At 70.3% G+C, this 20,916-nt stretch carries 22 protein-coding genes and 1 riboswitch; of the genes, 8 read left to right on the plus strand and 14 right to left on the minus strand.

What is annotated here, in order from left to right:
• Window positions 1–79 precede the first annotated feature (79 nt).
• From ACZ4SA_RS09175 to ACZ4SA_RS09200, 6 genes are all read right to left on the minus strand, one after another.
• On the minus strand, window positions 80–637 hold the full coding sequence (locus ACZ4SA_RS09175; RefSeq protein WP_468271441.1) for a GAF domain-containing protein: 558 nt from the start codon (window positions 635–637) through the stop codon (window positions 80–82).
• Window positions 634–1,263 (minus strand): GTP-binding protein, encoded by a 630-nt coding sequence (locus tag ACZ4SA_RS09180; protein ID WP_468271444.1) that lies wholly within the window; start codon window positions 1,261–1,263, stop codon window positions 634–636. The genes ACZ4SA_RS09175 and ACZ4SA_RS09180 overlap by 4 nt, the downstream gene beginning before the upstream one ends.
• Window positions 1,241–1,612: a DUF742 domain-containing protein gene (locus tag ACZ4SA_RS09185; RefSeq protein WP_468271447.1), complete on the minus strand. Its 372-nt coding sequence runs from the start codon at window positions 1,610–1,612 to the stop codon at window positions 1,241–1,243. Before ACZ4SA_RS09185 ends, ACZ4SA_RS09180 begins: the two co-directional genes overlap by 23 nt.
• Before the next feature lie 2 nt (window positions 1,613–1,614).
• Window positions 1,615–2,049 (minus strand): roadblock/LC7 domain-containing protein, encoded by a 435-nt coding sequence (locus tag ACZ4SA_RS09190; protein ID WP_468271450.1) that lies wholly within the window; start codon window positions 2,047–2,049, stop codon window positions 1,615–1,617.
• A gap of 7 nt (window positions 2,050–2,056) precedes the next feature.
• Complete coding sequence (locus tag ACZ4SA_RS09195; protein ID WP_468271452.1) at window positions 2,057–3,958, minus strand: sensor histidine kinase; 1,902 nt, start codon at window positions 3,956–3,958, stop codon at window positions 2,057–2,059.
• Window positions 3,959–4,330: 372 nt separating this feature from the next.
• Entirely contained in the window at window positions 4,331–5,533 is a 1,203-nt protein-coding gene (locus tag ACZ4SA_RS09200) for an MBL fold metallo-hydrolase (protein WP_468271455.1), read from the minus strand.
• Between the two features lie 293 nt (window positions 5,534–5,826).
• On the opposite strand from ACZ4SA_RS09200, the gene ACZ4SA_RS09205 reads away from it, so the two are divergent.
• Together ACZ4SA_RS09205 and ACZ4SA_RS09210 are read left to right on the plus strand one after the other, a co-directional pair.
• Window positions 5,827–6,408 carry a carboxymuconolactone decarboxylase family protein gene (locus ACZ4SA_RS09205; protein ID WP_468271458.1) on the plus strand — a complete coding sequence of 194 codons (582 nt, stop codon included), beginning with the start codon at window positions 5,827–5,829 and terminating at the stop codon, window positions 6,406–6,408.
• A gap of 75 nt (window positions 6,409–6,483) precedes the next feature.
• Window positions 6,484–7,104 (plus strand): TetR/AcrR family transcriptional regulator, encoded by a 621-nt coding sequence (locus ACZ4SA_RS09210; RefSeq protein WP_468271461.1) that lies wholly within the window; start codon window positions 6,484–6,486, stop codon window positions 7,102–7,104.
• Window positions 7,105–7,134: 30 nt separating this feature from the next.
• Here the strand turns inward: ACZ4SA_RS09210 and ACZ4SA_RS09215 are convergent, their stop codons facing one another.
• Together ACZ4SA_RS09215 and ACZ4SA_RS09220 are read right to left on the minus strand one after the other, a co-directional pair.
• On the minus strand, window positions 7,135–8,160 hold the full coding sequence (locus ACZ4SA_RS09215; RefSeq protein WP_468271464.1) for a DUF6745 domain-containing protein: 1,026 nt from the start codon (window positions 8,158–8,160) through the stop codon (window positions 7,135–7,137).
• Between the two features lie 61 nt (window positions 8,161–8,221).
• Window positions 8,222–8,548, minus strand: coding sequence for a hypothetical protein (locus ACZ4SA_RS09220; RefSeq protein WP_468271466.1), 327 nt, complete (start codon window positions 8,546–8,548; stop codon window positions 8,222–8,224).
• Between the two features lie 181 nt (window positions 8,549–8,729).
• Between ACZ4SA_RS09220 and ACZ4SA_RS09225 the strand changes: the two genes are divergently transcribed.
• The 5 genes from ACZ4SA_RS09225 to ACZ4SA_RS09245 are packed head-to-tail and all read left to right on the plus strand — an operon-like array spanning window position 8,730 to window position 13,967.
• The gene (locus ACZ4SA_RS09225; protein WP_468271469.1) at window positions 8,730–9,689 is read left to right on the plus strand and encodes an STM4015 family protein; all 960 of its coding nucleotides are present in this window, start codon (window positions 8,730–8,732) and stop codon (window positions 9,687–9,689) included.
• The gene (locus tag ACZ4SA_RS09230; RefSeq protein WP_468271472.1) at window positions 9,686–10,837 is read left to right on the plus strand and encodes an STM4014 family protein; all 1,152 of its coding nucleotides are present in this window, start codon (window positions 9,686–9,688) and stop codon (window positions 10,835–10,837) included. Before ACZ4SA_RS09225 ends, ACZ4SA_RS09230 begins: the two co-directional genes overlap by 4 nt.
• Before the next feature lie 43 nt (window positions 10,838–10,880).
• Window positions 10,881–11,687, plus strand: a complete 807-nt coding sequence (locus ACZ4SA_RS09235; protein ID WP_468271850.1) for an STM4013/SEN3800 family hydrolase — start codon at window positions 10,881–10,883, stop codon at window positions 11,685–11,687.
• The gene (locus tag ACZ4SA_RS09240; protein WP_468271475.1) at window positions 11,684–13,051 is read left to right on the plus strand and encodes an STM4012 family radical SAM protein; all 1,368 of its coding nucleotides are present in this window, start codon (window positions 11,684–11,686) and stop codon (window positions 13,049–13,051) included. Before ACZ4SA_RS09235 ends, ACZ4SA_RS09240 begins: the two co-directional genes overlap by 4 nt.
• Before the next feature lie 10 nt (window positions 13,052–13,061).
• On the plus strand, window positions 13,062–13,967 hold the full coding sequence (locus tag ACZ4SA_RS09245; RefSeq protein WP_468271478.1) for an STM4011 family radical SAM protein: 906 nt from the start codon (window positions 13,062–13,064) through the stop codon (window positions 13,965–13,967).
• Here ACZ4SA_RS09245 and ACZ4SA_RS09250 read toward each other — a convergent pair.
• Entirely contained in the window at window positions 13,928–14,719 is a 792-nt protein-coding gene (locus ACZ4SA_RS09250) for an SGNH/GDSL hydrolase family protein (RefSeq protein WP_468271482.1), read from the minus strand. The two genes, ACZ4SA_RS09245 and ACZ4SA_RS09250, sit on opposite strands and share 40 nt — an antisense overlap.
• 238 nt (window positions 14,720–14,957) lie before the next feature.
• A complete protein-coding gene (locus ACZ4SA_RS09255) occupies window positions 14,958–15,884 on the minus strand; it encodes a M23 family metallopeptidase (protein WP_468271485.1) in 927 nt (308 codons plus the stop codon).
• A 2-nt stretch (window positions 15,885–15,886) separates the two neighbouring features.
• Window positions 15,887–16,044, minus strand: a riboswitch (cyclic di-AMP (ydaO/yuaA leader).
• Window positions 16,045–16,719: 675 nt separating this feature from the next.
• Here ACZ4SA_RS09255 and ACZ4SA_RS09260 point away from each other — a divergent pair.
• Window positions 16,720–17,532 (plus strand): tyrosine-protein phosphatase, encoded by an 813-nt coding sequence (locus tag ACZ4SA_RS09260; protein WP_468271488.1) that lies wholly within the window; start codon window positions 16,720–16,722, stop codon window positions 17,530–17,532.
• Window positions 17,533–17,557: 25 nt separating this feature from the next.
• Here ACZ4SA_RS09260 and ACZ4SA_RS09265 read toward each other — a convergent pair whose 3' ends face one another.
• The 4 genes from ACZ4SA_RS09265 to hpnH all read right to left on the minus strand — a co-directional run bounded on the left by ACZ4SA_RS09265 (window position 17,558) and on the right by hpnH (window position 20,913).
• Window positions 17,558–17,722 carry a DUF6126 family protein gene (locus ACZ4SA_RS09265; RefSeq protein ID WP_468271491.1) on the minus strand — a complete coding sequence of 55 codons (165 nt, stop codon included), beginning with the start codon at window positions 17,720–17,722 and terminating at the stop codon, window positions 17,558–17,560.
• An 18-nt stretch (window positions 17,723–17,740) separates the two neighbouring features.
• Complete coding sequence (locus tag ACZ4SA_RS09270; protein WP_468271494.1) at window positions 17,741–18,331, minus strand: helix-turn-helix domain-containing protein; 591 nt, start codon at window positions 18,329–18,331, stop codon at window positions 17,741–17,743.
• Window positions 18,332–18,395: 64 nt separating this feature from the next.
• Entirely contained in the window at window positions 18,396–19,790 is a 1,395-nt protein-coding gene (locus ACZ4SA_RS09275; RefSeq protein ID WP_468271497.1) for an aspartate aminotransferase family protein, read from the minus strand.
• 103 nt (window positions 19,791–19,893) lie between these two features.
• A complete protein-coding gene (gene hpnH / locus ACZ4SA_RS09280) occupies window positions 19,894–20,913 on the minus strand; it encodes an adenosyl-hopene transferase HpnH (protein WP_468271500.1) in 1,020 nt (339 codons plus the stop codon).
• Window positions 20,914–20,916: the final 3 nt, after the last annotated feature.

Raw genomic sequence — 20,916 nt, forward strand, 5'->3', positions numbered from 1 at the left:
GTCGCCGCGGCAGACCGTCGGCCCGGGCCCACCGGCCGGCCGGCCCGGAGGCGGCCCGGGCCGGCCGCGGGACGTCGCCTCAGATGCCGCGGTCCTCCCGGCGGTGGATCTGCTCGATCAGCTCCGCCGCCAACGACTTGATCGTCTCGAGCCCGGCCCGACCCCACGGCCGGGGCTCTGTGTCGACGACGCAGATCGTGCCCAGCGCCATCCCGGTGCGGTCAATCAGCGGCGCCCCCAGATAGGAACGGATGCCGATCTCGTCGACGACGGGGTTGCCCGCGAAACGGGGGTAGTCGCAGACGTCCTCCAGGACAAGCGCCTTGCGGCGCACGACCACATGGGGGCAGTAGCCGTGGTCGCGTGCCATGAACCGGCTGACCTCGGTGCCGCTCGTGGCCGCACCGCTGTGGCTGCCCGAGGGAGTGTGCAGCCCCGCGAAGAACTGCCGGTTCTCGTCGATGAAGTTGACCATGGAGAACGGGGCGCCGGTCACTTCGGCAAGCTTGCGGGCGAAGTCGTCGAAGGCCGCGTCCGGCCGGTCGCCGAATCCCAGCTGGCGCAGCCGCTGCACGCGGGCCGGCGCCTCGCGGTCGACGGGCGTCAGCAGGAGGTGGCCGGTGGGGTCGTACGTCATGTCGGTGCTCCATAGCTCGGTGCCGGGCCCGGCACGACGGTGGTGGTGAGCAGATGCTGAACGAGGGTGACCAGCGTCCCGATGCCGGAGCTGGCGATGCGCGCGTCGCAGAGCACGACCGGCACCTCCGGCCTGAGATCGATCGCTGCACGCACCTCGTCCGGCTCGTAGCGGTAGGCGCCGTCGAACTCGTTGACGGCCACGACGAATCCGATGCCGCGCCGCTCGAAGAAGTCGACGGCTGAGAACGAGTCCTCCAGCCGGCGGGTGTCGGCGAGCACGACGGCCCCCAGGGCGCCTTCCGAGAGCTCGTCCCACATGAACCAGAAGCGCTCCTGTCCGGGTGTTCCGAAAAGGTAGAGCACATGGCGGGCGTCCAAGGTGATGCGGCCGAAGTCCATGGCGACCGTAGTGGTCGTCTTGGACTCTATGCCGTCCAGGCTGTCCGTGGCCACGCTGACCTGGGTGAGCAGTTCCTCGGTACTGAGCGGGTCGATCTCGCTGACCGCTCCCACGAAGGTCGTCTTTCCGACCCCGAACCCCCCGGCGATCAGAATCTTGAGCGCCGTGGGGAATTGGTCGCCGTCGTCGGCGCCGTGGTTATCAGAGCCGTCGTCGTAAGCCATCGAGCACCGCCTCCAGCAATGAACGGTCCGTGGATGTGTCGTGGCTGCGCGGTGCCCGCGCGGTGAGGGCGCCGCAGTCCACGAGGTCGGAGAGAAGCACCTTGGTGACAACGGCCGGGAGCCGTAAGTGGGCGGAGATCTCGGCGACGGACGTGGGGCCGTGGCACAGTCCCAGCGCCACGGTGTGCTCCGGACCGAGATGCACCTGCGGCGCGTTCCCGGTGGCCATCACCATGGAGAGCAGGTCGAGCGCCGCCGTCGGACGGGTGCGGCCGCCGCTCACTGTGTACGGACGGATCAGCCTGCCCGCCGCGTCGTCGAGAAGCGGCCCGTCCTTCGGCGAGGGCATGGTCATCGTCCCGCGGCGCCCGGTGCTCCGGCGGACTGTCTGACAGGCGTGGCCAGGTACGGGCGAACGCTCTTGACCAGCATCGCCATCTCGTATCCGAGCACGGCGGCGTCCGCTTCCCGTCCGGCGAGCACGGCGAGACAGGTACCGGAACCGGCCGTGGAGACGAACAGCAGCGTGGAGTCGAGCTCGACCACGACCTGGCGCACCTCCCCACCCTCGCCGAACCGCGCTCCTGCGCTGCGGCCCAGTGAGTAAAGGCCGGAGGCGAGGGCGGCCATGTGGTCGGCACTGTCGTTGTCCAGGCCATGCACCGACTTCACCAGGCCGTCGGAGGAGAGCAGTACCGCATTTCGTGTGTACGGCACACGCTGGACCAGACCGCTCAACAGCCAGTCGAGGTCCGAGACATGGCCGTTCGGCACATCGCTCGCCATGGTGCATCTACTCCTTGGTGGTCGGGTCGTGGCTCAGGGGGTCGTGGGGCCGGGAGTGGCGGGACTGGGTGTGATGGGGCTCTTGTCCGGAGTGGTGCTGCTGTTCAGGGCGATACTGTTGTCCGGAATCGTGTGTCACCCGCTCCGGCTGGACCTCCGCGAGCCCGATACCCCGCTGGAAGGCGGCCATCAGGCCCGGGTCGTGCAGGGCGGGCTCGTTGTCCGTACGAGGCGCCGGGGTGTCCCGCAACTGCGGGACCAGGTGTTCCTGGCTACGGCGCTTGGGCAGTTGCGGACGACCCATGGTGCCGCGCACGACCGGGCCGGACGGCGGTTCGACCGTCGCCGGGCCGGGCGCGGGAGCGGCGCCGTTCGGTGGTGCGGTGTGGCCGGCGCCCGGGCGGGCGGCTGCCGGGTTCGGACGGGCGGAGTGCTCCCCCCTGACGGGCAGCGGCTCATGTGCCATGGCGGCAGGGACCGGTTCGCGCTGCGCCGGCACCGGTCCCGGCTGAGCAGGCAGTGCCGGCTGGGGCATGGCGGGCGGTGACATCGCCGCGATGTGGGGTGCGCCCGTGTGTCCACCGGCGTATCCGCCGGTGTGTCCATGGCTGTCGCCCGCGTGCCCTCCGGCATGGGCGGCGGCGACCGCCTCCGGCCTGCCCGGCTTCTCCCGCTCGGCACCCAGCAGACCTTGCGGCAGCACGAGCACCGCCTGGACGCCGCCGTAGATGTTCGACTGGAGCCGTACGGCGATGCCATGACGGCGGGCCAGCGCGGAGACGACGAACAGACCGATCCGGCCGTCCTGCAGCAGATGGGCCACATTGACCTGGTCGGGGTCCGTGAGCAGGGCGTTCATCTTGTCCTGCTCCTGCAACGGCATGCCGAGGCCGCGGTCCTCCACCTCGACGGCCAGTCCGGCTGTCACATGCTGGGCGCGCAACAGCACCTGGGTGTGCGGGGCGGAGAACAGCGTGGCGTTCTCCACCAGTTCCGCCAGCAGGTGGATCACGTCGGCGACCGCGTGGCCGCGCAGTGTGCCGTCGATCGGAGGCACCAGCTTGACCCTGGGGTACTGCTCCACCTCGGCGATGGCGGATCTGAGTACCTCGGTCATGGTGACCGGGTTGGACCACTGCCGGCGGGAGATGGCGCCGCCGAGGACGGCGAGATTCTCGGCGTGCCTGCGGATACGCGTGGCGAGGTGGTCGACGTGGAAGAGGCCCTTGAGCAGCTCGGGGTCCTCGACCTCGTTCTCCAGCTCGTCGAGCAGCTGGATCTCGCGGTGCACGAGGGACTGAAGCCTGCGGGCGAGGTTGACGAAGACCTCGACCTTCTGCTCGTTGCCCACGCTGCTGGAGAGCCGGGACGCCTGCACGACCGCCGTCACAGCGGCGTCGTGCGAGTGTGACAACTCCTGTGCCAGCAGGTCGAACTCGTCCCCCCGCGCGGGCGACCGCGCGGACGACGCACGGTTGGGCGGCGGGACCTCACCGCGTCTGAGCATGTCGACGACCGTGCGGAGCTCCGCGTGGCCGCGAGCGGTGGAGCGACGCAGCTCGGAGCATCGGTCGAGCACGGACTTGGCCGTGCGGTCGGCACCGCGCGCGGCAACGGCCACGGCGGTTATGGCCAGGGCGGCCATGGCGGTCAGCACGGCCCACAGGCCGGCGGACGGTTCGGGAGTGGTGGCCCGCAGCGTGACGACCACCGCTGTGGCGCCGCTGAGGGCGGCCACCACGGTGGGCAGGACGGCGGTGCGCAGGAGTTGGGGTCGTATGCGGGCTTCCGGCTGTGCGGCCGCGGACGGCGTCCTGCCCGCGGACGTCAGGGAGCGGGCGCCTGGCCGGCCGTGACGTCCGCCCTCTCGGCGGTCGGACCGCGCGGCTGGTGCGCGTAGTTGAGACATCAGCGTCCTTGGTACGGGGGGCCCCAGGAATCGGCGTAGTGCGTGTGGTCGGCAAGACTCCACGGCGGAACCCGGGCACGCGAACGAGAGCCCACCGTCGATCACCGGCCACACACGGTAGTCGTGCGGCGTACATGTGCGATGGGCAGTTGCCAAAGTTGCCCGCTATTCGTCCCGCTCTGGTATGAGGGCTCGCACGACAGCACGAACTACCGGCGGGCGGGCGAGGCGGGCACGGTGGGCGGCGCGGACGGGGCCGCCCCGCCCGCCTCTGCCGACCGACGGCTGTGGGCCCCGCTTACCGAGCCGGCCTCAGGGGCGCCTTGGTCCCGGCGAAGTCCGCGCCGGCCTTCCGCGGACCGCCTCGCTGTCTCAGCCTTCGGCCACGGCTTCAGAGGTGGTTCTGTCCTCGGGCACCAGGTCGAGTGCTGGTTCCGGCTTGCGCCACGGCCGTGCGATCGAGTGGGCCACCTCTCGCCACCAGGGGTCGCTGGGGACGGGGCCCGCAGGCTCGAACGGCTCGCCGGGCCGGGGGGACGAGACCAACTGACCGACCTCTTCGGCCGCGTCTCGTGTCCATTCGCCCGGCTCCGCCCACGCGTGCGGGGCGAGGTTGAACGTGCCCCAGTGGATCGGCAACATCACACCGGCCGGGCGGCCGCCCTGCAGGTCGAGGTGCGCGCGCATGCCCTCCGCCGGGGTCATGTGGATGTCGGGCCAGTACTCGGAGTACGCGCCGATCTGGATCATCGTCGCGTCGAACGGGCCGTGCGCCGCACCGATGTCATGGAAGCCGGGGAAGTACCCGGTGTCGCCGCTGTGGTAGATGCGGTGCTCGGGGCCCGCGACGGCCCAGGAGGCCCACAGCGTGTGCTGCTGGTTGCGCAGTCCGCGTCCGCAGAAGTGCCGCGCGGGCGTCGCGGTCAGTCGGATGCCGTTGACCTCTGTGGACTCGTTCCAGTCCAGTTCGCGCACGCGGTCCGGGGACACGCCCCACCGCTCGAGGTGTGCGCCCACGCCGAGCGGGACGGCGAAAACGGTGTCCGTGGAGGCGAGGGCGCGGATGGTGGGCAGGTCGAGGTGGTCGTAGTGGTCGTGGGAGATCACGACGACGTCGACGCTGCCGAGGGCCAGGAGAGGCGCCGGGACGGGGTGCAGCCGCTTGGGTCCCACGAAGGCAAAGGGAGAGCACCGCTCTCCCCAGACGGGGTCGAACAGCACACGGCGCCCGTCGATCTCCGCGAGGACGCTCGAATGCCCCATCCAGGTGAGCCGCAGCCCGGAGGCGGCGGGCTTGGCCAGATCGGCGAGTGTCGTGGGGTGAACGGGCACAGGTCCGACGGGCACGCGGCGGGCCCTGGTCTCCTTGGCGAAGTAGATCTTGGCGAATTCGACCATGGAGGCCCCTGACGGCCTGGTCCTGGCCCCCACCGGGTTCTGGAAGACGCCGTCGGAGAAGTTCGGCGAGCGGCGGATGCGTGCCATGCGCTCGCCGGTCGGATCGGCCCCGAAGGCGGCCGATCTGAGCGAGCGCAGCCGGGAACTCAGCGAGTGGGTGGAACCTGCGCCGGACACGGCACCTCCTGATGCTCGGATTTTTCCATTATGTGCGGTTATGGGTACGTGTGGTCATGGGGGTGACGACCCGGTCACGGTCCGACGTCGGCCCGGTCACGTGACCGGGCCGACGTCGGACGCAGCGCCCAAGGACCACGCCGCACGGTCGCGCCGGTCGGAAGGCCCTGATCCGGCAACGCCCACCGGCACCCCGGTGTTCCTGAAACTCCCGCCGCCCCGATGTCACATTCCTGAGCAGCCGTTCCGTCGTATCCGTGAAACCAGCCGGCTTCACGAACGAGGAGCACGTCATGGCCCGCATTTCCCTCGACCCGCGCCGCTCGCTCTTCCTGCGCGCCACGGAGTGGTACTCCAGGCGCACCTACGGCAAGGCCCTCGACCCGGTCCGCGCTCTCGGGCACAATCCCCGGGTACTCCGGGCAGATCTGCGTTTCGAAATGGCGGTCGGCAAGTGGAACAAGCTGGACCCGGACCTCAAGGCGCTCGCGGTGATGGCCTCCGCCGCGTCGATCGGCTGCAGCTGGTGCATGGACTTCGGGTACTGGGAGAACCGGCGGCGAGGCATGGACGCCCGTAAGGTGCACGACGTGCCTGTCTGGCGGGAAAGTGACGCGTACACGCCGCTGGAGCGCGACGTCATGGACTTCGCGGAGGCCATGACGTCGAACCCGCCGGAGATCGACGACGAAGTCGCGCAGCGGCTGGTTGCCGCGCTCGGTGAGGCGGCGTTCGTCGAGCTGACCGCGATGGTGGCGGTGGAGAACCTGCGCTCGAGGATGAACACCGCCCTGGGCCTGACCAGTCAGGGTTTCAAGGACCACTGCGAGGTGCCCGCTCGCGGGCCGGGAAAGGCTGCGGCCACAGCCGAATAGGGGGTCCGGCCCGGTCGGAACCGCTCTCCTGAAAGGCCTGGACTTCGTCCAAGATCGGCTGTGTACTGTGACGCCGTGGCCAGAGTTCGGTTGAGCGTGGCGGAGAGGCGCGAGGAGCTGCTCAGCGCCGCGGTCGAACAGATCGAAGAGCGGGGTGTGGCGGCGGTCAGGATCGCGGACGTCGCCGCGGCCCTGGGCGTGAGCAGCGCCCTGGTGCTCTACCACTTCTCCACGAAGGAGAAGTTGGTCGCTGCCGCCTTCACCCATGCCGCCGACGCGGACCTGGCCCATCTGCGCAAGCTGCTCGGCCGGCGCACCTCCGCCCTGCGCCGCCTTCGCGCCGCGGTGCGCTGGTACGCGCCGACGGGGCAGGCGAAGGGCTGGCGGCTGTGGATCGAGGCGTGGGCCGTCTCGCTGCGCGAACCGGCGCTGCGTGACGTCTCCCGCGGCCTCGACCAGCAGTGGAAGTCGGCCCTGACGGAGGTCATTGCGGAGGGCGCGGCCGCCGGCGAGTTCCCGTGCCCGGATCCCGCGGCGGCGGCCTGGCGGCTGACGGCGTTCCTGGACGGGCTGGCCGTGCAGATGACGTCGTACGCCGGGACGCTGACCCGCGCGGCGATGCTCCAGTGGACCGACGAGGCCCTCGCCCGCGAACTCGGCATCGACCACGCCGCGTTGACGGCCACGGCACGCTGAACCACCGCCCCCTGCGGGGAAGGAGTGGCTTCAGGTCTGCTGCAACAGCTCATAGGCGTCGGCCTGTATGCCGAAGGTCCAGGCGACGCCTTCCTTCGCCGTCCCGGTCGTGGGCGGCACGCGCAGCCAGTATGTGCGGTGGGTGCCGTCGGGTTCGGGTGTGGAGTTGACGACCTCGACCGTCACCACGTCCTCGTCGTCCGCGAGGGCGATCCGCCACAGGATGCCGGTCTCGTCGCGGTGCACAGGCTCGGCTCCGGACTCCGCGAGGTAGCGGTCGTATCCGTAGTACTCGAGCATCACGCGGCGCAGTTCCGCGTTCTCCTGTGTGCGTATCCGTTCCGGCGTCAGGGCGGTGAGCTCCTGCAGGAATTCGGCGGGGACGGGCATGCCGCGCCAGGCATGGAGGGCGAACCCGTCCGGGAAGACCAGCGCGGGGCCTTCGCCGCTGTCCAGGCGGCCGGCCTCGTCGCGATGCAGCTGCGAGGGCCGTTCGCAGATCACGACGGCGTTCTCATACGGCCACCACCAGCCGGCGTGGGCGGCGATGCGTGCGAGGCCCTCCAGCCGCTCGCTGCGGCCGTCGAAGGCGGCGAGCCATGCGGCGTCGTGCTGTCCGAGGATCGCGTCGAGCAGGACGACACGGACGCCGGTCTCCACCTCGGCGCGTTGGGGGCCTTCCTCTGGCGCCTTCTCGAGGAGAGCGTCCACCACCCCGGAGCGTATGCGCTCGGCCAGAGCTCGGGTGCTGTCCCACAGCAGCGCTCCGGTACTGCTCCACAGCGCGGTCCAGCCGCCCGGGCCGAGCTCGTCGTGGACGCGGCGCCGTTCGTCTGCCCAGGGGCGGGTCCGGACGTCGTCGCGCACGGAGCGTCCCGGGTCGGCGAGGGCCCGGACGGCGTGCATTCCCGCCAGGGGCGAGTCGGCCCAGATGATCCGGTCCGGCGCTGTGAGCCCGGCCGTACGGTAAGCGAGCCGTACGCCCTTCTCCGCGGCCGCCCTGTCGGCCGGTCCGGTCGCCACGGCGATCGCCCGCCACTTGTCCGCATACAGCATGTAAGTCCCGTCCCCTGTTGTCGTTCGATGTCTGCTGCCCGGCCGACGTGCCCGCGACGGGTCAGTCGGCGACGATCCGCACTGCTCCCGGCAGGTACTCGCGCTGGCGCACCACCCGGTACCACCCCTTCGGCAGCGGTATCGCCGCGTGCTCCTCGTGCACCACCCGGCCGCCTTCGGGCAGATGAAGGAGCATGGGCCCGAACGGGCCCGGCTCGCGGACCAGTCGGCCCGGTCCCGTCACCGCGTGGGCGTGGCCGGTGACCTCTCCGAGGGCGAGCACCATCCGGCCGCGGGAGTCCCGTGGCTCCGCCGGCGCCTCGGTGACGTGCGGCGGTACGGCGTCCTGCGCTACGGGCACGATCAGCACGTCTCCCTGCCGGTACATGGCTCTCCCCTTCCCGTCGGGTCGCCGAGTGCGTCCGACCTGTTCTCGAAGTTAGGCGGAGGGTCTGACAACGGCGCTCGCCACCACCCCGCGGCCGACCCGCGAGCGTCGATGTCAGTGCCGCTTGGTAGAACTGCTCGCACGTCAGCGATCAAGCCTCGTCCGGTGTCTGGAGCCCGTCATGACCATCTCGAACCATCTGCAGGAGTGGTACGGCCTGCCCGCGTTCGACTTTCCCGATGCCGATGCGCAGGCTGCCGGGAAGGCGGAGCTGCCGGCGCCGGCGAGCGTCGCGTGGCGGATCTCCGTCGACTCGTACGAGAGCGATGAGGACTGGCCGGATGCGTTCGCCCGTTTCGCCGCGGCGGTGGACACCACGCAAGTGCGTGCACTGATCGTCGGTTCGTGGAGCGACGCCTACGACGCGGGGCCCGATGAGGTCATAGCCGCGCTGCTCGCCGCGAAGGAACGGCTGCCGCGGCTGCGGGGGTTGTTCCTCGCCGACATCACGTTCGAGGAGTGCGAGATCTCCTGGATCAACCAGGGCGAGGTGACACCACTCCTCGACGGTTTCCCGGAGTTGGAGCAGTTCGGCGTGCGCGGCGGACAGGGGCTGGTGTTCCCCGCGGTGAAGCACGAGCGGCTGCGTTCCCTGGTCGTCGAGACGGGCGGCCTGGACGTGGAGGTGGTGCGCGGTATGGCGGCGAGTGAGCTGCCCGCGCTGGAGCATCTCGACGTCTGGCTGGGCACGTCCTGGTACGGGGCGAACGCGGATGTGTCGGACCTGGGGCCGTTCCTGTCCGGCACTCGGCTGCCCAGTCTTTCGCACCTGGCGCTGCGCAACAGCGAGATCCAGGACGAGATCGCAGTCGCGGTCGCGGGCGCACCGGTCGTGGCCCGTCTGAAGACGCTGGACCTGTCGATGGGCACGCTGGGCGACGACGGCGCGGAGGCGTTGTTGACCGGCCAGCCGCTCACCCACCTCAAGAAGCTGGATCTGCACCACCACTTCATGAGCCAGGCGATGGTGCAGCGACTGTCCGACGCCCTGATACCCGCGGGGGTGGAGCTCGACGTCTCGGAGAGCGAGCGCTCCGGTACCAATGACAGGGAAGACCGCTACACGGCCGTGGCGGAGTGACCGGCTCCGCCGACGACCGCCCCCGTCCCGGTCCCCGTCTCGCGGTCGTCGGCAATCCGGACAACCGCCGCGTCACGTTCTTCCAGGACGCGCTGGGCGCCGCCGGTCTGCCCGCTGCGCGGGTGGTGCCCTGGCTCGACGTGCTGCTCGGCCGGGCGGAGTTCCGCCCGGCCGAGCTGGTGCGGATCGACTCGCCGGGTGAGGACCCCCGGGTGGAGCGCGCGTTGCGCGGTACGGACGACCCGACGCGTGTGGAGGGCACTGCGCTCTGGTACGAGCGGTTCACGGCCGCCGTACGGGAGATCGAGATCCTCGCGGACGCCGGCGGTGCGGAGCTGCTCGACCATCCGGCCGACCTGGCTGTGCTGTTCGACAAGCGGCTGTGCCACGCGCGCCTGATGGCGGCGCATGTGCCGGTACCGGCGTCGCCGACATCGGGTGCCGTTTCGCCGCCGGTGCGCGGCTGGGACGACGTGCGCGCACTGCTGGCGGCGCACGGGTTGCGGCGGGTGTTCGTCAAGCTCGCGCACGGCTCGTCCGCTTCCGGCGTGCTCGCGCTGGAGACGGCGAGCCGCGGGCGGGTGCAGGCCACCACATCGGTGGAGCGGGCGCCGGACGGGAGCCTCTTCAACTCCCTGCGTGTGCGGCGCTACAGCACCGAGCGCGAGGTCGCCGCGCTGGTCGACGCCCTCGCGCCCGACGGGCTGCACATCGAACGCTGGCTGCCCAAGGCCTCGCAGCAGGGCAAGGCCGCCGATCTGCGGGTCGTGGTCGTCGCCGGCCGGGCCACGCACGCGGTGGTGCGCACCAGCCGCTTCCCCATGACCAATCTCCATTTGGGCGGTGGACGCGGCGACCTTGCGGCCGCCCGGGCGGCGACGCAGGCGGCGGGCGGGAGTTGGGCCGGCACGCTCGCGTTGTGCGAGCGTGCGGCGGCGTGCTTCCCCGGCGCCTCCCGCGTCGGAGTCGACCTGCTGCCCTCGACCGGCTGGCGGCGCTTCGCCGTCGGCGAGGTCAATGCCTTCGGGGACCTGCTGCCGGGGCTGACCGGCCTGCCGGGCAGTTGCGCAGAGGGCCTGGACACCTATGCGGCGCAGGTCGCCGCCGTACTACGCAGGACGAGGAACCACCACCGTGCAAGCGCATGACCACCACACTGTTCCGGACCAGCAGACAGACGTCACCCCCGACATGAACGAGGTGGTCGGGAGGGACGATCTACTGCTCGTCACGCTCGACACCTTGCGTTTCGACGTCGCCGCCGAGCTGGCGGCCGCCGGCCGGATCCCGCATCTGGCCCGTCATCTTCCGGGCGGCGTCTGGGAGAAGCGGCATGCGCCCGGCAGCTTCACCTACGCCTCCCATCAGGCGATGTTCGCGGGATTCCTGCCGACCCCGGCGTCGCAGGGTCCGCATCCCCGGCTGTTCGCGTCCCGGTTCGCAGGCAGTGAGACGACCGCCGGCCGGACCTTCGTATTCGACACCCCCGATCTTGTCTCCGGGCTGGCGGAGGCCGGCTACCGCACGGTGTGCATCGGTGGTGTCGGGTTCTTCAACAAGCAGGGGCCGCTCGGGTCCGTGCTGCCCGGCCTGTTCCAGGAGAGCCACTGGGAGCCGGAGTTCGGGGTCGCGTCGCCCACGTCTTTCGAGGCGCAGGTGGCGCGCGCCGAGCAGGTCGTGGCCGGGCTGCCGCGCGACCGCAGACTGTTCCTGTTCGTCAACGTCCCCTCGTTGCACCAGCCCAACTGGTTTCATCAGCCCGGCGCGACCAGCGCCGCCCAAGACTCCCGCGAGACGCACGGGGCGGCGCTCGAGTACGTGGACCGCCACATCGGCCGGCTGTTCGCAGCCGCGAGCAGTCGCCGCCGGTGCTTCGCGATGGTCTGCTCAGACCACGGAACCGCGTACGGCGACGGCGGTTTCACCGGCCACCGCCTCGGTCACGAGGCCGTCTGGACCGTCCCCTACGCCCACTTCTTCCTCGAGGCATCCACATGAGCACCCCCGCCGCGCACCCCAGCCCGCGTCCGTACCAGAGCTATGTCTACGCCTATCCGCACAAGACCGCCTACCGCCCGCTCGGTGAGGAGCGGCCGGCACTGCGCCGGCTGTGGGCGCACGAGCGCAAGGACGCGCTCTCGCTCTATGTGCACATACCGTTCTGCGAGGTCCGCTGCGGCTTCTGCAATCTCTTCACCCGGATCGGCGCGCCGGGGGAGCTGACCGGTCGGTATCTGGATGCCCTCGACCGCCAGGCCGTCGCCGTGCGCGACGCCCTGGGGGACGACGCCCCGGTGCGCTTCGCGGCGGCCGCGTTCGGGGGCGGGACGCCGACCTTCCTGACGGCGGAAGAGCTCGAGCGGCTCTGCGACATCGCCGAGAAGCGGATGGGCGCGGACCTCGGGGCGGTGCCGCTGTCGGTCGAGACGTCTCCCGCGACGGCGACCGCGGACCGGCTTTCGGTGCTTGCCGGACGCGGCACGACCCGGATCAGCATCGGCGTGCAGAGTTTCGTCGACGCGGAGGCGAGGGCCGCCGTGCGGCCGCAGCGCCGAGCCGATACCGAGGCGGCCCTCGGCCGCATCCGGGACACCCGGATCCCCGTCCTCAACATCGATCTGATCTACGGCATCGACGGCCAGACCGAGCGGACCTGGCTCGCCTCGCTCGACGCAGCGCTCGCGTGGCAGCCGGAGGAGCTGTACCTGTATCCGCTGTACGTGCGTCCTCTGACCGGTCTCGGCAGGCTGGGCGAGGCAGCCGGGGGCGCGACGGAGGATGCGGACGCCGCCTGGGACGAGCAGCGGCTGCGTCTGTACCGCACGGGCCGCGACCATCTTCTCGCTCGCGGGTACGAGCAGGTCTCGATGCGCATGTTCCGCCGCGCGGGCGCCCCGCCGGCCGCCGCCGACGACTACGCGTGCCAGACGGACGGCATGATCGGCCTGGGCTGCGGCGCCCGTTCCTACACCTCGGCTCTCCACTATTCGTTCGACTACGCCGTCGACATGCGGGAGATACGCGGCATCATCGACGGCTACACCCAGAGCGAGGACTTCTCCCGGGCCGAGGTGGGCCGGTACGTCGACGCGGACGAGGCACGGCGTCGGCATCTGCTCCAGTCCCTGCTCCAGGCCGAGGGGATGGAGGTGGCCGACTACCGCGAGCGGTTCGGCGCGGACCCGGCCGACCACTTCCGTTCGGAACTGGAGCGGTTCGCCGCCCGCGGCTGGCTCGACGGCGCGGCGGCACCCGACCGGCTGCGGCTGACGGCCGAGGGGCTCGCCCACTCGGACGCGCTGGGCCCCGAGCTGTTCTCGCCGGCGGTGCGCGCCGCCATGGCCGCGTACGAGCTGAAGTGAGCCCCCGTCCATGGACCTGACGATCCTTTACCGCGGACCCCTCGCGTCCTGCGACTACGACTGTCCCTACTGCCCGTTCGCCAAGCGCCGCGACAGCCGCGAGCAGCTGCGCGCCGATCGTGCGGCGCTCGAGCGTTTCGTGGCGTGGGCGGCGGCGCAGGGCGACGACCGTCTGTCGGTGCTGTTCACCCCGTGGGGAGAGGGGCTCGTCCGATCCTGGTACCGGCGGGCCATGATCGAGCTGTCACACCTTCCGCACGTCCGGCGGGTCGCGATCCAGACGAACCTGAGCTGCCGCACCGACTGGATGTCCGACGCGGATCCGGCGAAGCTCGCCCTGTGGTGCACGTACCACCCGGAGCAGACGCCGCATGAACGCTTCCTCACCAAATGCCGCGATTTGAGCCGGAGGGAGATCCGTTTCAGTGTGGGGATCGTCGGCTTCCCCGGCCATCTGGAGCAGGGGCGCCGGCTGCGCGCGGACCTCCCCGAGCACGTCTACCTGTGGGTGAACGCGCCCGAGGGCCAAGAACTCACGGACGCCGACGCGGACGCCTGGACCGAGCTCGATCCGCTGTTCCCCTACAGCCGCCATCCGCACCGCTCGGCCGGCCTGCCGTGCCGTACGGGCGAGTCGGTGATCTCGGTGGACGGCGAGGGGACCGTCCGCAGGTGCCACTTCGTGCGGGCGGAGCTCGGCAATCTGTACGACGGCTCGTACCGCCGGGCGTTGCGCCCCCGCGCCTGCCCCCTCGCCGTCTGCGACTGCCACATCGGCTACGTCCACCTGGAGACGCTCCCGCTGTACGACGCCTTCGCGGGCGGTGTCCTCGAACGCATCCCCGCGGCGCTCCCCGCCGCGGGGAGCGCCCTGCCTCAGAGCGGGAGCAGGTCGGGGCGCTTGGCAGCCACGTGATCGCCGGAGCTCTCGCCGCGCAGTCGGCGTCCGATCCAGGGGACCAGGTGTTCGCGCGCCCACTGGATGTCGTCGCGGCGCACCTCGAACGTCCCTCGCGGGGGCAGCGGCGGCCAGGACTGGTCGGGGTCCGCGGGGACCTCGAGACCGAGCACCTGCGCGGCGCGCAGGGCCACCCGGGTGTGGCCTTCCGGCGACAGGTGCAGCCGGTCCGCGTCCCAAGCCCGCCGGTCCTGGACGGATTTGAGCGACCACAGGTCGAGCACCGGGCAGTCGTAGCGGTCCGCGATGGCCCGCACATGGGCCGTGTAGGTGGCGATCCTGCCGCGCAGATGACGCAGGACCGGCACGTCACGGGTATCGAAACCGGTGGTCACCATGACGGTGCCCACCGAGCGCGTGAGGTCGGCGACGGCCCGTTCGAAGCGCTCGGCGACGGCGTCCGGGTCGGAGCCGGGCCTGATGATGTCGTTGCCGCCGGCGCAGAAGGTCACCAGGTCCGGAGCGAGTTCCTTCGCCCTCGGCACCTGTTCCTCGACGATCTGGTCGAGGAGACGCCCGCGTACGGCGAGGTTGGCGTACCTGAAGGTGTGTTCGGGCCTGCGGTCGGCGAGCAGGACCGCGAAACGGTCCGCCCAGCCGACGTATGTCCCGTCGGGCCCCGGGTCCCCCACGCCCTCGGTGAAGCTGTCACCGATCGCCGCGTACGACCCGAATGCGTTACTGATCTCTGTTCTCGAATCGTCTGCCACGGGAGCACATCTTTCCTTTACGGATGTGACCTACGCGACCGTAAGGAGGGGTTGACGCGGAGTGATCTTTGCCACCGGTCAGGATTCTGCCGATCCGGAATACGCGGAAGCCCCCGCTCCGCAATGCGTGGCGAGGGCTTGCCATGTGGGCCGGCCACCGGTGCTTGCCGCTCCGGAGGCCGACGCCATGTCAGATCAGCTGGGACCCAAGGCGATCGGACGGGTCGGATCGGACGGATCAGAGGGAGACGCCGTGCGCCCTGAGGTAGGCCAGCGGGTCGATGTCGGAGCCGTAGCTCGGGCCGGTCCGGATCTCGAAGTGCAGGTGCGGGCCGGAGGAGTTGCCCGTGGAGCCGGAGAGGCCGATCTGCTGACCACCGGACACGGACTGACCGCTGGAGACGCCCAGCGAGGAGAGGTGGGCGTACTGGGAGTAGGTGCCGTCCGTGTGCTGGATGACGACCTCGTTGCCGTACGCGCCGCTCCAGCCGGCGGAGACGACGGTGCCCGCGGCGACGGCCTTCACAGAGGTGCCGGAGGGGGCGGCGAAGTCGACGCCGGTGTGGTAACCGCTGGACCACATGGCGCCGGAGGCGCGGTACTGCGTGGTGACGCCGGCGTCGACCGGGGCGGAGAAGCCGGACGCCGGCGCCGGGGTGGCGGCTTCCTTCGCGGGAGCCTCCTTCGCGGGAGCCTCGGCCTGCGGAGCGGCGGGCCGCGAGTCGTCACGCGAGGGACGGGGCTGCGACTCGGCGCGGGGCTCGGGGTCGTTCTTGACCTTGGACTTGGCACCGATCGTCAGCTCGAGACCCGGGTGGATCAGCGCGGGGTCGGCGCCTATGGCGCGGCGGTTGTCGTTGAAGAGCTGCTTCCAGCCGCCGCGGACGTTCCGCTCTTCGGCGATCTTCGACAGGTAGTCGCCGGGGACGACGGTGTACGTCTGCGGGGCCTTCTTGGCGCCCTGAAGGGCGGCGGCCTCGACGGCGGCAGGGGCCACGGCGGCGGCCTGCTCCGGAGCGGTGGCCGGAGCCGCCGCGGGTGCGGCGTTGGCAGAGGTGGCGCCGAACAGGGGCAGCGCGATGGCGGCGCCACCCGTACCGGCGACGACGAAGCCGCGGGTGATCGGGTTGGTCTTGGGACGGCGGTGCTTACCCTTTGCGGGCATGGCGCTTTCCTCTCCGGCGCCTGCGAGGTGAGCTGTCGGGTTCGGGCTGGAGATGCCCGGTCGCGAACGTGCACGACTTCACCCCAAGCCGTCCGAATTGACCGGAATCGGCGTACTACCTGGGTCCCCCGCTCCTGCCACACGTGGGTGGGTTCGAATTCCGGGCGGCGGCAGGATTAGGCGGTCCGTCCGGATTGAGCGTGACCGTAGGCGAGTCGGGCAGTCCCGGACAAGCCACGATTTTCCCCGATCAATGACGGGACTGATATCAACGGGGATTTCCCGGTCACCCTCCGTGGACAACGGAGCATCAATCCCCTTACCGAGAAGGGAACTCGCGCGCCGGACGCGGCCACAGAACGTCACAGATATGACGCTGCTCACGGACCGCAACCCATCTCCCCTGCTTACGGGGCACGTTATGCCGAAACGAGCAATTCGGACAGAAGATGCATTTAGTCATCTACTCCCGCACTTAACGCAACGCACTGTCGCCCCTCGCTTCCACCCCCATCGAAGGAACGGGAATGCGGTGCCGGTCATGGCAACGGGAGGCCGAGATCACCCCCCTGTCACCGTCGCCCGAAATGCTCGCACTCTATACAGATGCACCATTTCGCCCCCTGGGTGTGGAGGCTCGCCTTCGCAGGACCGCACAGGTCCGCACATCACCCGCCGCGCGGACCGCCGGGGCCACGCCCCGAGGAAATCGGCGCGCGGCCGTCAACACCATTGGTTCATGGCCGAGATGAGTGCCTCATGAACGGGTGTCGTATCGTCGGAGCCGCGCCATCGTCGGCGAGCAGCGCCGACGGCAGTACCTGAAGGAGTCCTCGTGACGCAGCAGCTGCCGCAGGCCCCCTCGACAGAGCCGGATCTGACCGGCGTCCGCAACTTCCGGGACGTGGGCGGACTGCCGACTGTGGACGGGCGGCGGGTGCGGCACGGCCGACTGTTCCGCAGCGGACACCTGGCGCACGCGACGGCGGGCGACGCGACGTTCCTCACGACCCTGGGACTCCATACGATCTTCGACTTCCGCAACGCCGCCGACCAGCGGCTGGAGGGCCCGGACGTCGAGCTGCCCGGCGTGCGCAATGTGAATCTGCCGCTGAGCGACCCGGCCGACGGCGCCGAGTTCTGGAAGATGGTCCGGGACGGCAACCTCGATCAGCTCAAGGCCATCCTCGACGACGGCAAGGGCGCCGGGCGGATGATCGCCTCCTACCGCATGATCATCAAGGAGCGTACGGCCGAGCACAGCCAGGTTCTGCACGCCCTGGCCGAGGACAGCGTCCCGGCCCTGATGCACTGCGCCGCCGGCAAGGACCGCGCCGGGCTGTCGATCGCCGTGTCACTTCTGGCCGTCGGCGTGGAGCGGGACGCGATCGAGGCGGACTACCTCAAGTCCAACGATCCGCACCGCCGCTACAAGGTCCGGCGCACCGACAGCTCCCCCGACGCCATGTCCCCCGAGGTGATGGAGCTGCTCAGCCCGCTCTTCGACGCCCGCGCCGAGTACCTGGCCGCCGCCTTCGACGCGATCGAGCAGAACTGGGGCACGCAGGAGCGGTACCTCACCGAGGGCCTCAAGCTCTCCCCCGAGACCCGCAAGCGACTGCGCGCACGGCTCCTCGACGAGGGCTGAGGCACCGGTCGGCTGCGGCAGCGGGCTACTGGTTCTGCCCGCCCACCAGGAACAGCAGGTAGAGGAATCCGGCGATGACGTGGCCCGCGATCAGATAGAGGAAGAGCCGGATCACCAGCCCGCGGGGGAACCGCTCCTCGCGGGAGCTCCCGCCGCCCGAGGCGCGTCGGTCCAAGGGGTCGTGGGACATGGCCTTCGATCGCCTTCCTTACCGCGCAGAGGTGGCGTGCAGTTCCGAAGCCTGCAGCAGGGTGTGTACGAACAGTAGCTCGACCCCCTCGGGGCCGGCAGCCGCGATGCGGTGCGGGGTGAGCGAGTCGAAGTGCGCGCTGTCTCCGGGAGCCAGGTCGTACACCGTGCCGCCGAGGGTGAGCCGGAGCCGTCCCTCCACGACATGGAGCCACTCCTCGCCGGGGTGTACGCGTTCCAGATCGCCCTGGGTTCCGTACGGGACCGTCACCCGCAGGGCCTGCATCGCCCGGCCGGGGGCGCCGGCCCGTTGGTAGTGCCAGCCGTCGGCCGCCGCGGGTTCGCGGCGGGCGCGGACGACCGGTTCCTTCTCCGGTGGCTGCTCACCGACGAGCTCCGCCACGGTCGTACCGTAGATCCGGGCGAGGGCGAGCAGCATCGGCAGCGACGGCTGGCGGCGGCCCGTCTCGAGCCGGGACAGGTGGGCGGGCGACAGTCCCGCCCGCTGGGCGGCCGACTCGAGGGTGAGACCGCGGCGGCGGCGCAGTTCGCGCAGCCGGGGCGCCATCTCGGGCAGCCCGTCGGGCGGCGGCTCGACGGAGGTGGTCATGCCTCCATTGCGCCAGATCCCTGCCTCTGTGGCAAATTCCTTACCTCAGAGGCAAAGGACCCGCTCAGCGGTTCGCCACCGCCTGCTTCACGAGTGTCTTGCCGAAGTCCCACATCAGACCACTGCCGCCATGGGCGTCGTCCATCACGGCTTCGAACGCCGTCACGAAGCGGTCGACCTCGCATTCGCCGATGATCAGCGGCGGAATCAGTTTGATCACTTCCATGTGGTCCCCGGACACCTGCGTGAGAATCCGGTGCCGCTGCATCAGCGGCACCACCACCATCTGCGCGAACAGCCCCTTGCGAGCAGCCTGCAGCACGGTCCAGCGGCTGCGCAGCTTGATCGACTCCGGGCGGCCGAACTCGATGCCGATCATCAGGCCGCGTCCGCGTACGGCGTGCAGTAGCTCGTAGCGGTCGACGAGCGCCGCCAGCCGGGCGCGCAACAGCTCGCCGGTCACCCGCGCGTTCGCCACCACATGCTCGTCCTCCAGCACGGAGAGCACGGCGAGCCCGGCGGCCATCGCCTGGGCGTTGGAGCCGAAGCTCGCCGAGTGCACCAGCACCCGGTCCATCGACGAGTAGACCTTCTTGAAGATCCAGTCCCTGCCGAGGGTGGCGCCGACGGGCACATAGCCGCCCGACAGGGCCTTGGCCACACAGACGAGGTCCGGCTCGACGCCCGCCTCGTACTGGAAGGCGTAGAAGTCACCGGTGCGCCCGAGACCCGTCTGCACCTCGTCCACAATCAGCAGGGCCTTGTACTTGTGCAGCAGCTCCTGGGCCGCGCGCAGGAATCCCGGCGGGGTGGGGTGCACGCCCTTGCCCTGGACCGGTTCCACGACGAAGCCCGCCACGTCGCCGCGCACCAGCTCACGCTCGAGTGCGGCGAGGTCGCCCATCGCGATCGCGGTGTCGGGCAGCAGCGGGGCGAAGCCGTCGCGGAACGCGGCCTCGCCGTTGACCGAGAGCGAGCCGGTGGTCAGCCCGTGGAAGGCGTGCGTGCAGTACAGGATCCTCGGTCGGCCCGTGGCGTATCTGGCAAACTTCAGTGCCGCCTCCACGGCCTCGGTTCCGCTGTTGCCGAAGTAGACCCGCTCCAGGTGCGGGGTGTGGACGAGCAGCTTCTCCGCCAGCAGCCCCGGCAGCGGCTGGCAGTCGAAGCGGGTGAGGTCGGCGAGCTGGGCGTCCAGAACGTCGTGCAGTGCCTTGCGTACGACGGGGTGGTGACGGCCGAGCCCCATCACGCCGAAGCCGGCGAGCATGTCGAGGTAGTCGTTGCCTTCCGCGTCGTAGAAGTAGGCGCCCTCGGCCCGCTGGTAGACCTTGTCGAATCCGATGGTGCGGAGCATCCGCGGCAGCTGGTGGTTGAGGTGCCGGGTGTGCAGCTCGTACCGCTCGGCACCGCGGCTCGCAAGGAGCTCCGCCAGATCGAAGCCCTTGGGCTGCTCGGTCATTGCTCGACCCTCCTTGACCTCGGTCATTGCTCGGCCCTCCTTGACAGGGGCGCCTCCCACGCCCGGGGCGCGGGAGGGGCGGGTGAAGGTCACGCGACGACGGTCAGCGGCTGCCCGACAGCGTCTCCCGGGCGGCCCGGAGGGACTCCTTGAGCGAGCCCATGGTGGCGAGCACGGCGGTCGGTTCGTAGCCGCAGTGGGCCATGCAGTTGGCACAGCGCGGGTCCTTGCCGCGGCCGTACTTCCCCCAGTCGGTGTCCTCGACGAGCTCGCGGTAGGTCGGGACGTAACCGTCGCTCATCAGGTAGCAGGGGCGCTGCCAGCCGAAGAGGGAGTAGTTGGGGATCGCCCACGCCGTACAGGGGAAGTCGGCCTTGCCCTCCAGGAAGTCCAGGAAGAGCGGCGAGTGGTTGAGCCGCCAGCGGCGCCGGTTGCCGCCGGCGAAGGACTTCCTGAACAGCTCCCTGGTCTGTTCGACGCCGAGGAAGTGCTCCTGGTCGGGTGCCTTCTCGTAGGCGTACGCGGGCGAGATCATCATCTCGTCCACCTGGAGGTCGTCGTTGAGGTAGTTGAGCACCTCGATGACGGTCTGCGGGGTGTCCGTGTTGAAGAAGGTCGAGTTGGTGGTGACCCTGAAACCCCGGCTCTTGGCCTCCTTGATCGCCTCGACGGCTTCGTCGAACACGCCCTCCTTGGCGACCGATTCGTCGTGCCGCTCCCGCAGTCCGTCGATGTGGACGGCGAAGGCGAAGTACGGGGAGGGCTTGAACTTCTCGATCTTCTTGCGCAGCAGGAGGGCATTCGTGCAGAGGAAGACGTACTTCCTGCGGGCGACCAACTGGCCAACGATCTCGTCGATCTGAGGGTGCATCAGTGGTTCGCCGCCGGCGATGGAGACCATCGGGGCACCGGACTCCAGCACCGCTCCGACCGCCTGGGCCACCGGCATCCGCTGCTTGAGCACTCCGGCGGGGTGCTGGATCTTCCCGCAGCCCTCGCAGGCGAGATTGCAGGCGTAAAGCGGCTCGAGTTCGACGATCAGAGGGAACTTGTCGCGCTTGCGGAGCTTCTGTTCGAAGAGATACGTCCCGACCCTGATGGTCTGGCGGAGCGGCATGGCCATCTG

The organism is Streptomyces sp. NPDC027962 (assembly GCF_055566095.1).

What these genes read in the sequence shown, in the direction of transcription:
- ACZ4SA_RS09175 (WP_468271441.1), bottom strand. Translation starts at nt 637, where the DNA reads ATGACGTACGACCCCACCGGCCACCTCCTGCTGACGCCCGTCGACCGC.
- ACZ4SA_RS09180 (WP_468271444.1), bottom strand. Translation starts at nt 1,263, where the DNA reads ATGGCTTACGACGACGGCTCTGATAACCACGGCGCCGACGACGGCGAC.
- ACZ4SA_RS09185 (WP_468271447.1), bottom strand. Translation starts at nt 1,612, where the DNA reads ATGCCCTCGCCGAAGGACGGGCCGCTTCTCGACGACGCGGCGGGCAGG.
- ACZ4SA_RS09190 (WP_468271450.1), bottom strand. Translation starts at nt 2,049, where the DNA reads ATGGCGAGCGATGTGCCGAACGGCCATGTCTCGGACCTCGACTGGCTG.
- ACZ4SA_RS09195 (WP_468271452.1), bottom strand. Translation starts at nt 3,958, where the DNA reads ATGTCTCAACTACGCGCACCAGCCGCGCGGTCCGACCGCCGAGAGGGC.
- ACZ4SA_RS09205 (WP_468271458.1), top strand. Translation starts at nt 5,827, where the DNA reads ATGGCCCGCATTTCCCTCGACCCGCGCCGCTCGCTCTTCCTGCGCGCC.
- ACZ4SA_RS09215 (WP_468271464.1), bottom strand. Translation starts at nt 8,160, where the DNA reads ATGCTGTATGCGGACAAGTGGCGGGCGATCGCCGTGGCGACCGGACCG.
- ACZ4SA_RS09220 (WP_468271466.1), bottom strand. Translation starts at nt 8,548, where the DNA reads ATGTACCGGCAGGGAGACGTGCTGATCGTGCCCGTAGCGCAGGACGCC.
- ACZ4SA_RS09225 (WP_468271469.1), top strand. Translation starts at nt 8,730, where the DNA reads ATGACCATCTCGAACCATCTGCAGGAGTGGTACGGCCTGCCCGCGTTC.
- ACZ4SA_RS09235 (WP_468271850.1), top strand. Translation starts at nt 10,881, where the DNA reads ATGAACGAGGTGGTCGGGAGGGACGATCTACTGCTCGTCACGCTCGAC.
- ACZ4SA_RS09240 (WP_468271475.1), top strand. Translation starts at nt 11,684, where the DNA reads ATGAGCACCCCCGCCGCGCACCCCAGCCCGCGTCCGTACCAGAGCTAT.
- ACZ4SA_RS09245 (WP_468271478.1), top strand. Translation starts at nt 13,062, where the DNA reads ATGGACCTGACGATCCTTTACCGCGGACCCCTCGCGTCCTGCGACTAC.
- ACZ4SA_RS09255 (WP_468271485.1), bottom strand. Translation starts at nt 15,884, where the DNA reads ATGCCCGCAAAGGGTAAGCACCGCCGTCCCAAGACCAACCCGATCACC.
- ACZ4SA_RS09265 (WP_468271491.1), bottom strand. Translation starts at nt 17,722, where the DNA reads ATGTCCCACGACCCCTTGGACCGACGCGCCTCGGGCGGCGGGAGCTCC.
- ACZ4SA_RS09270 (WP_468271494.1), bottom strand. Translation starts at nt 18,331, where the DNA reads ATGACCACCTCCGTCGAGCCGCCGCCCGACGGGCTGCCCGAGATGGCG.
- ACZ4SA_RS09275 (WP_468271497.1), bottom strand. Translation starts at nt 19,790, where the DNA reads ATGACCGAGCAGCCCAAGGGCTTCGATCTGGCGGAGCTCCTTGCGAGC.
- hpnH (WP_468271500.1), bottom strand. Translation starts at nt 20,913, where the DNA reads ATGGCCATGCCGCTCCGCCAGACCATCAGGGTCGGGACGTATCTCTTC.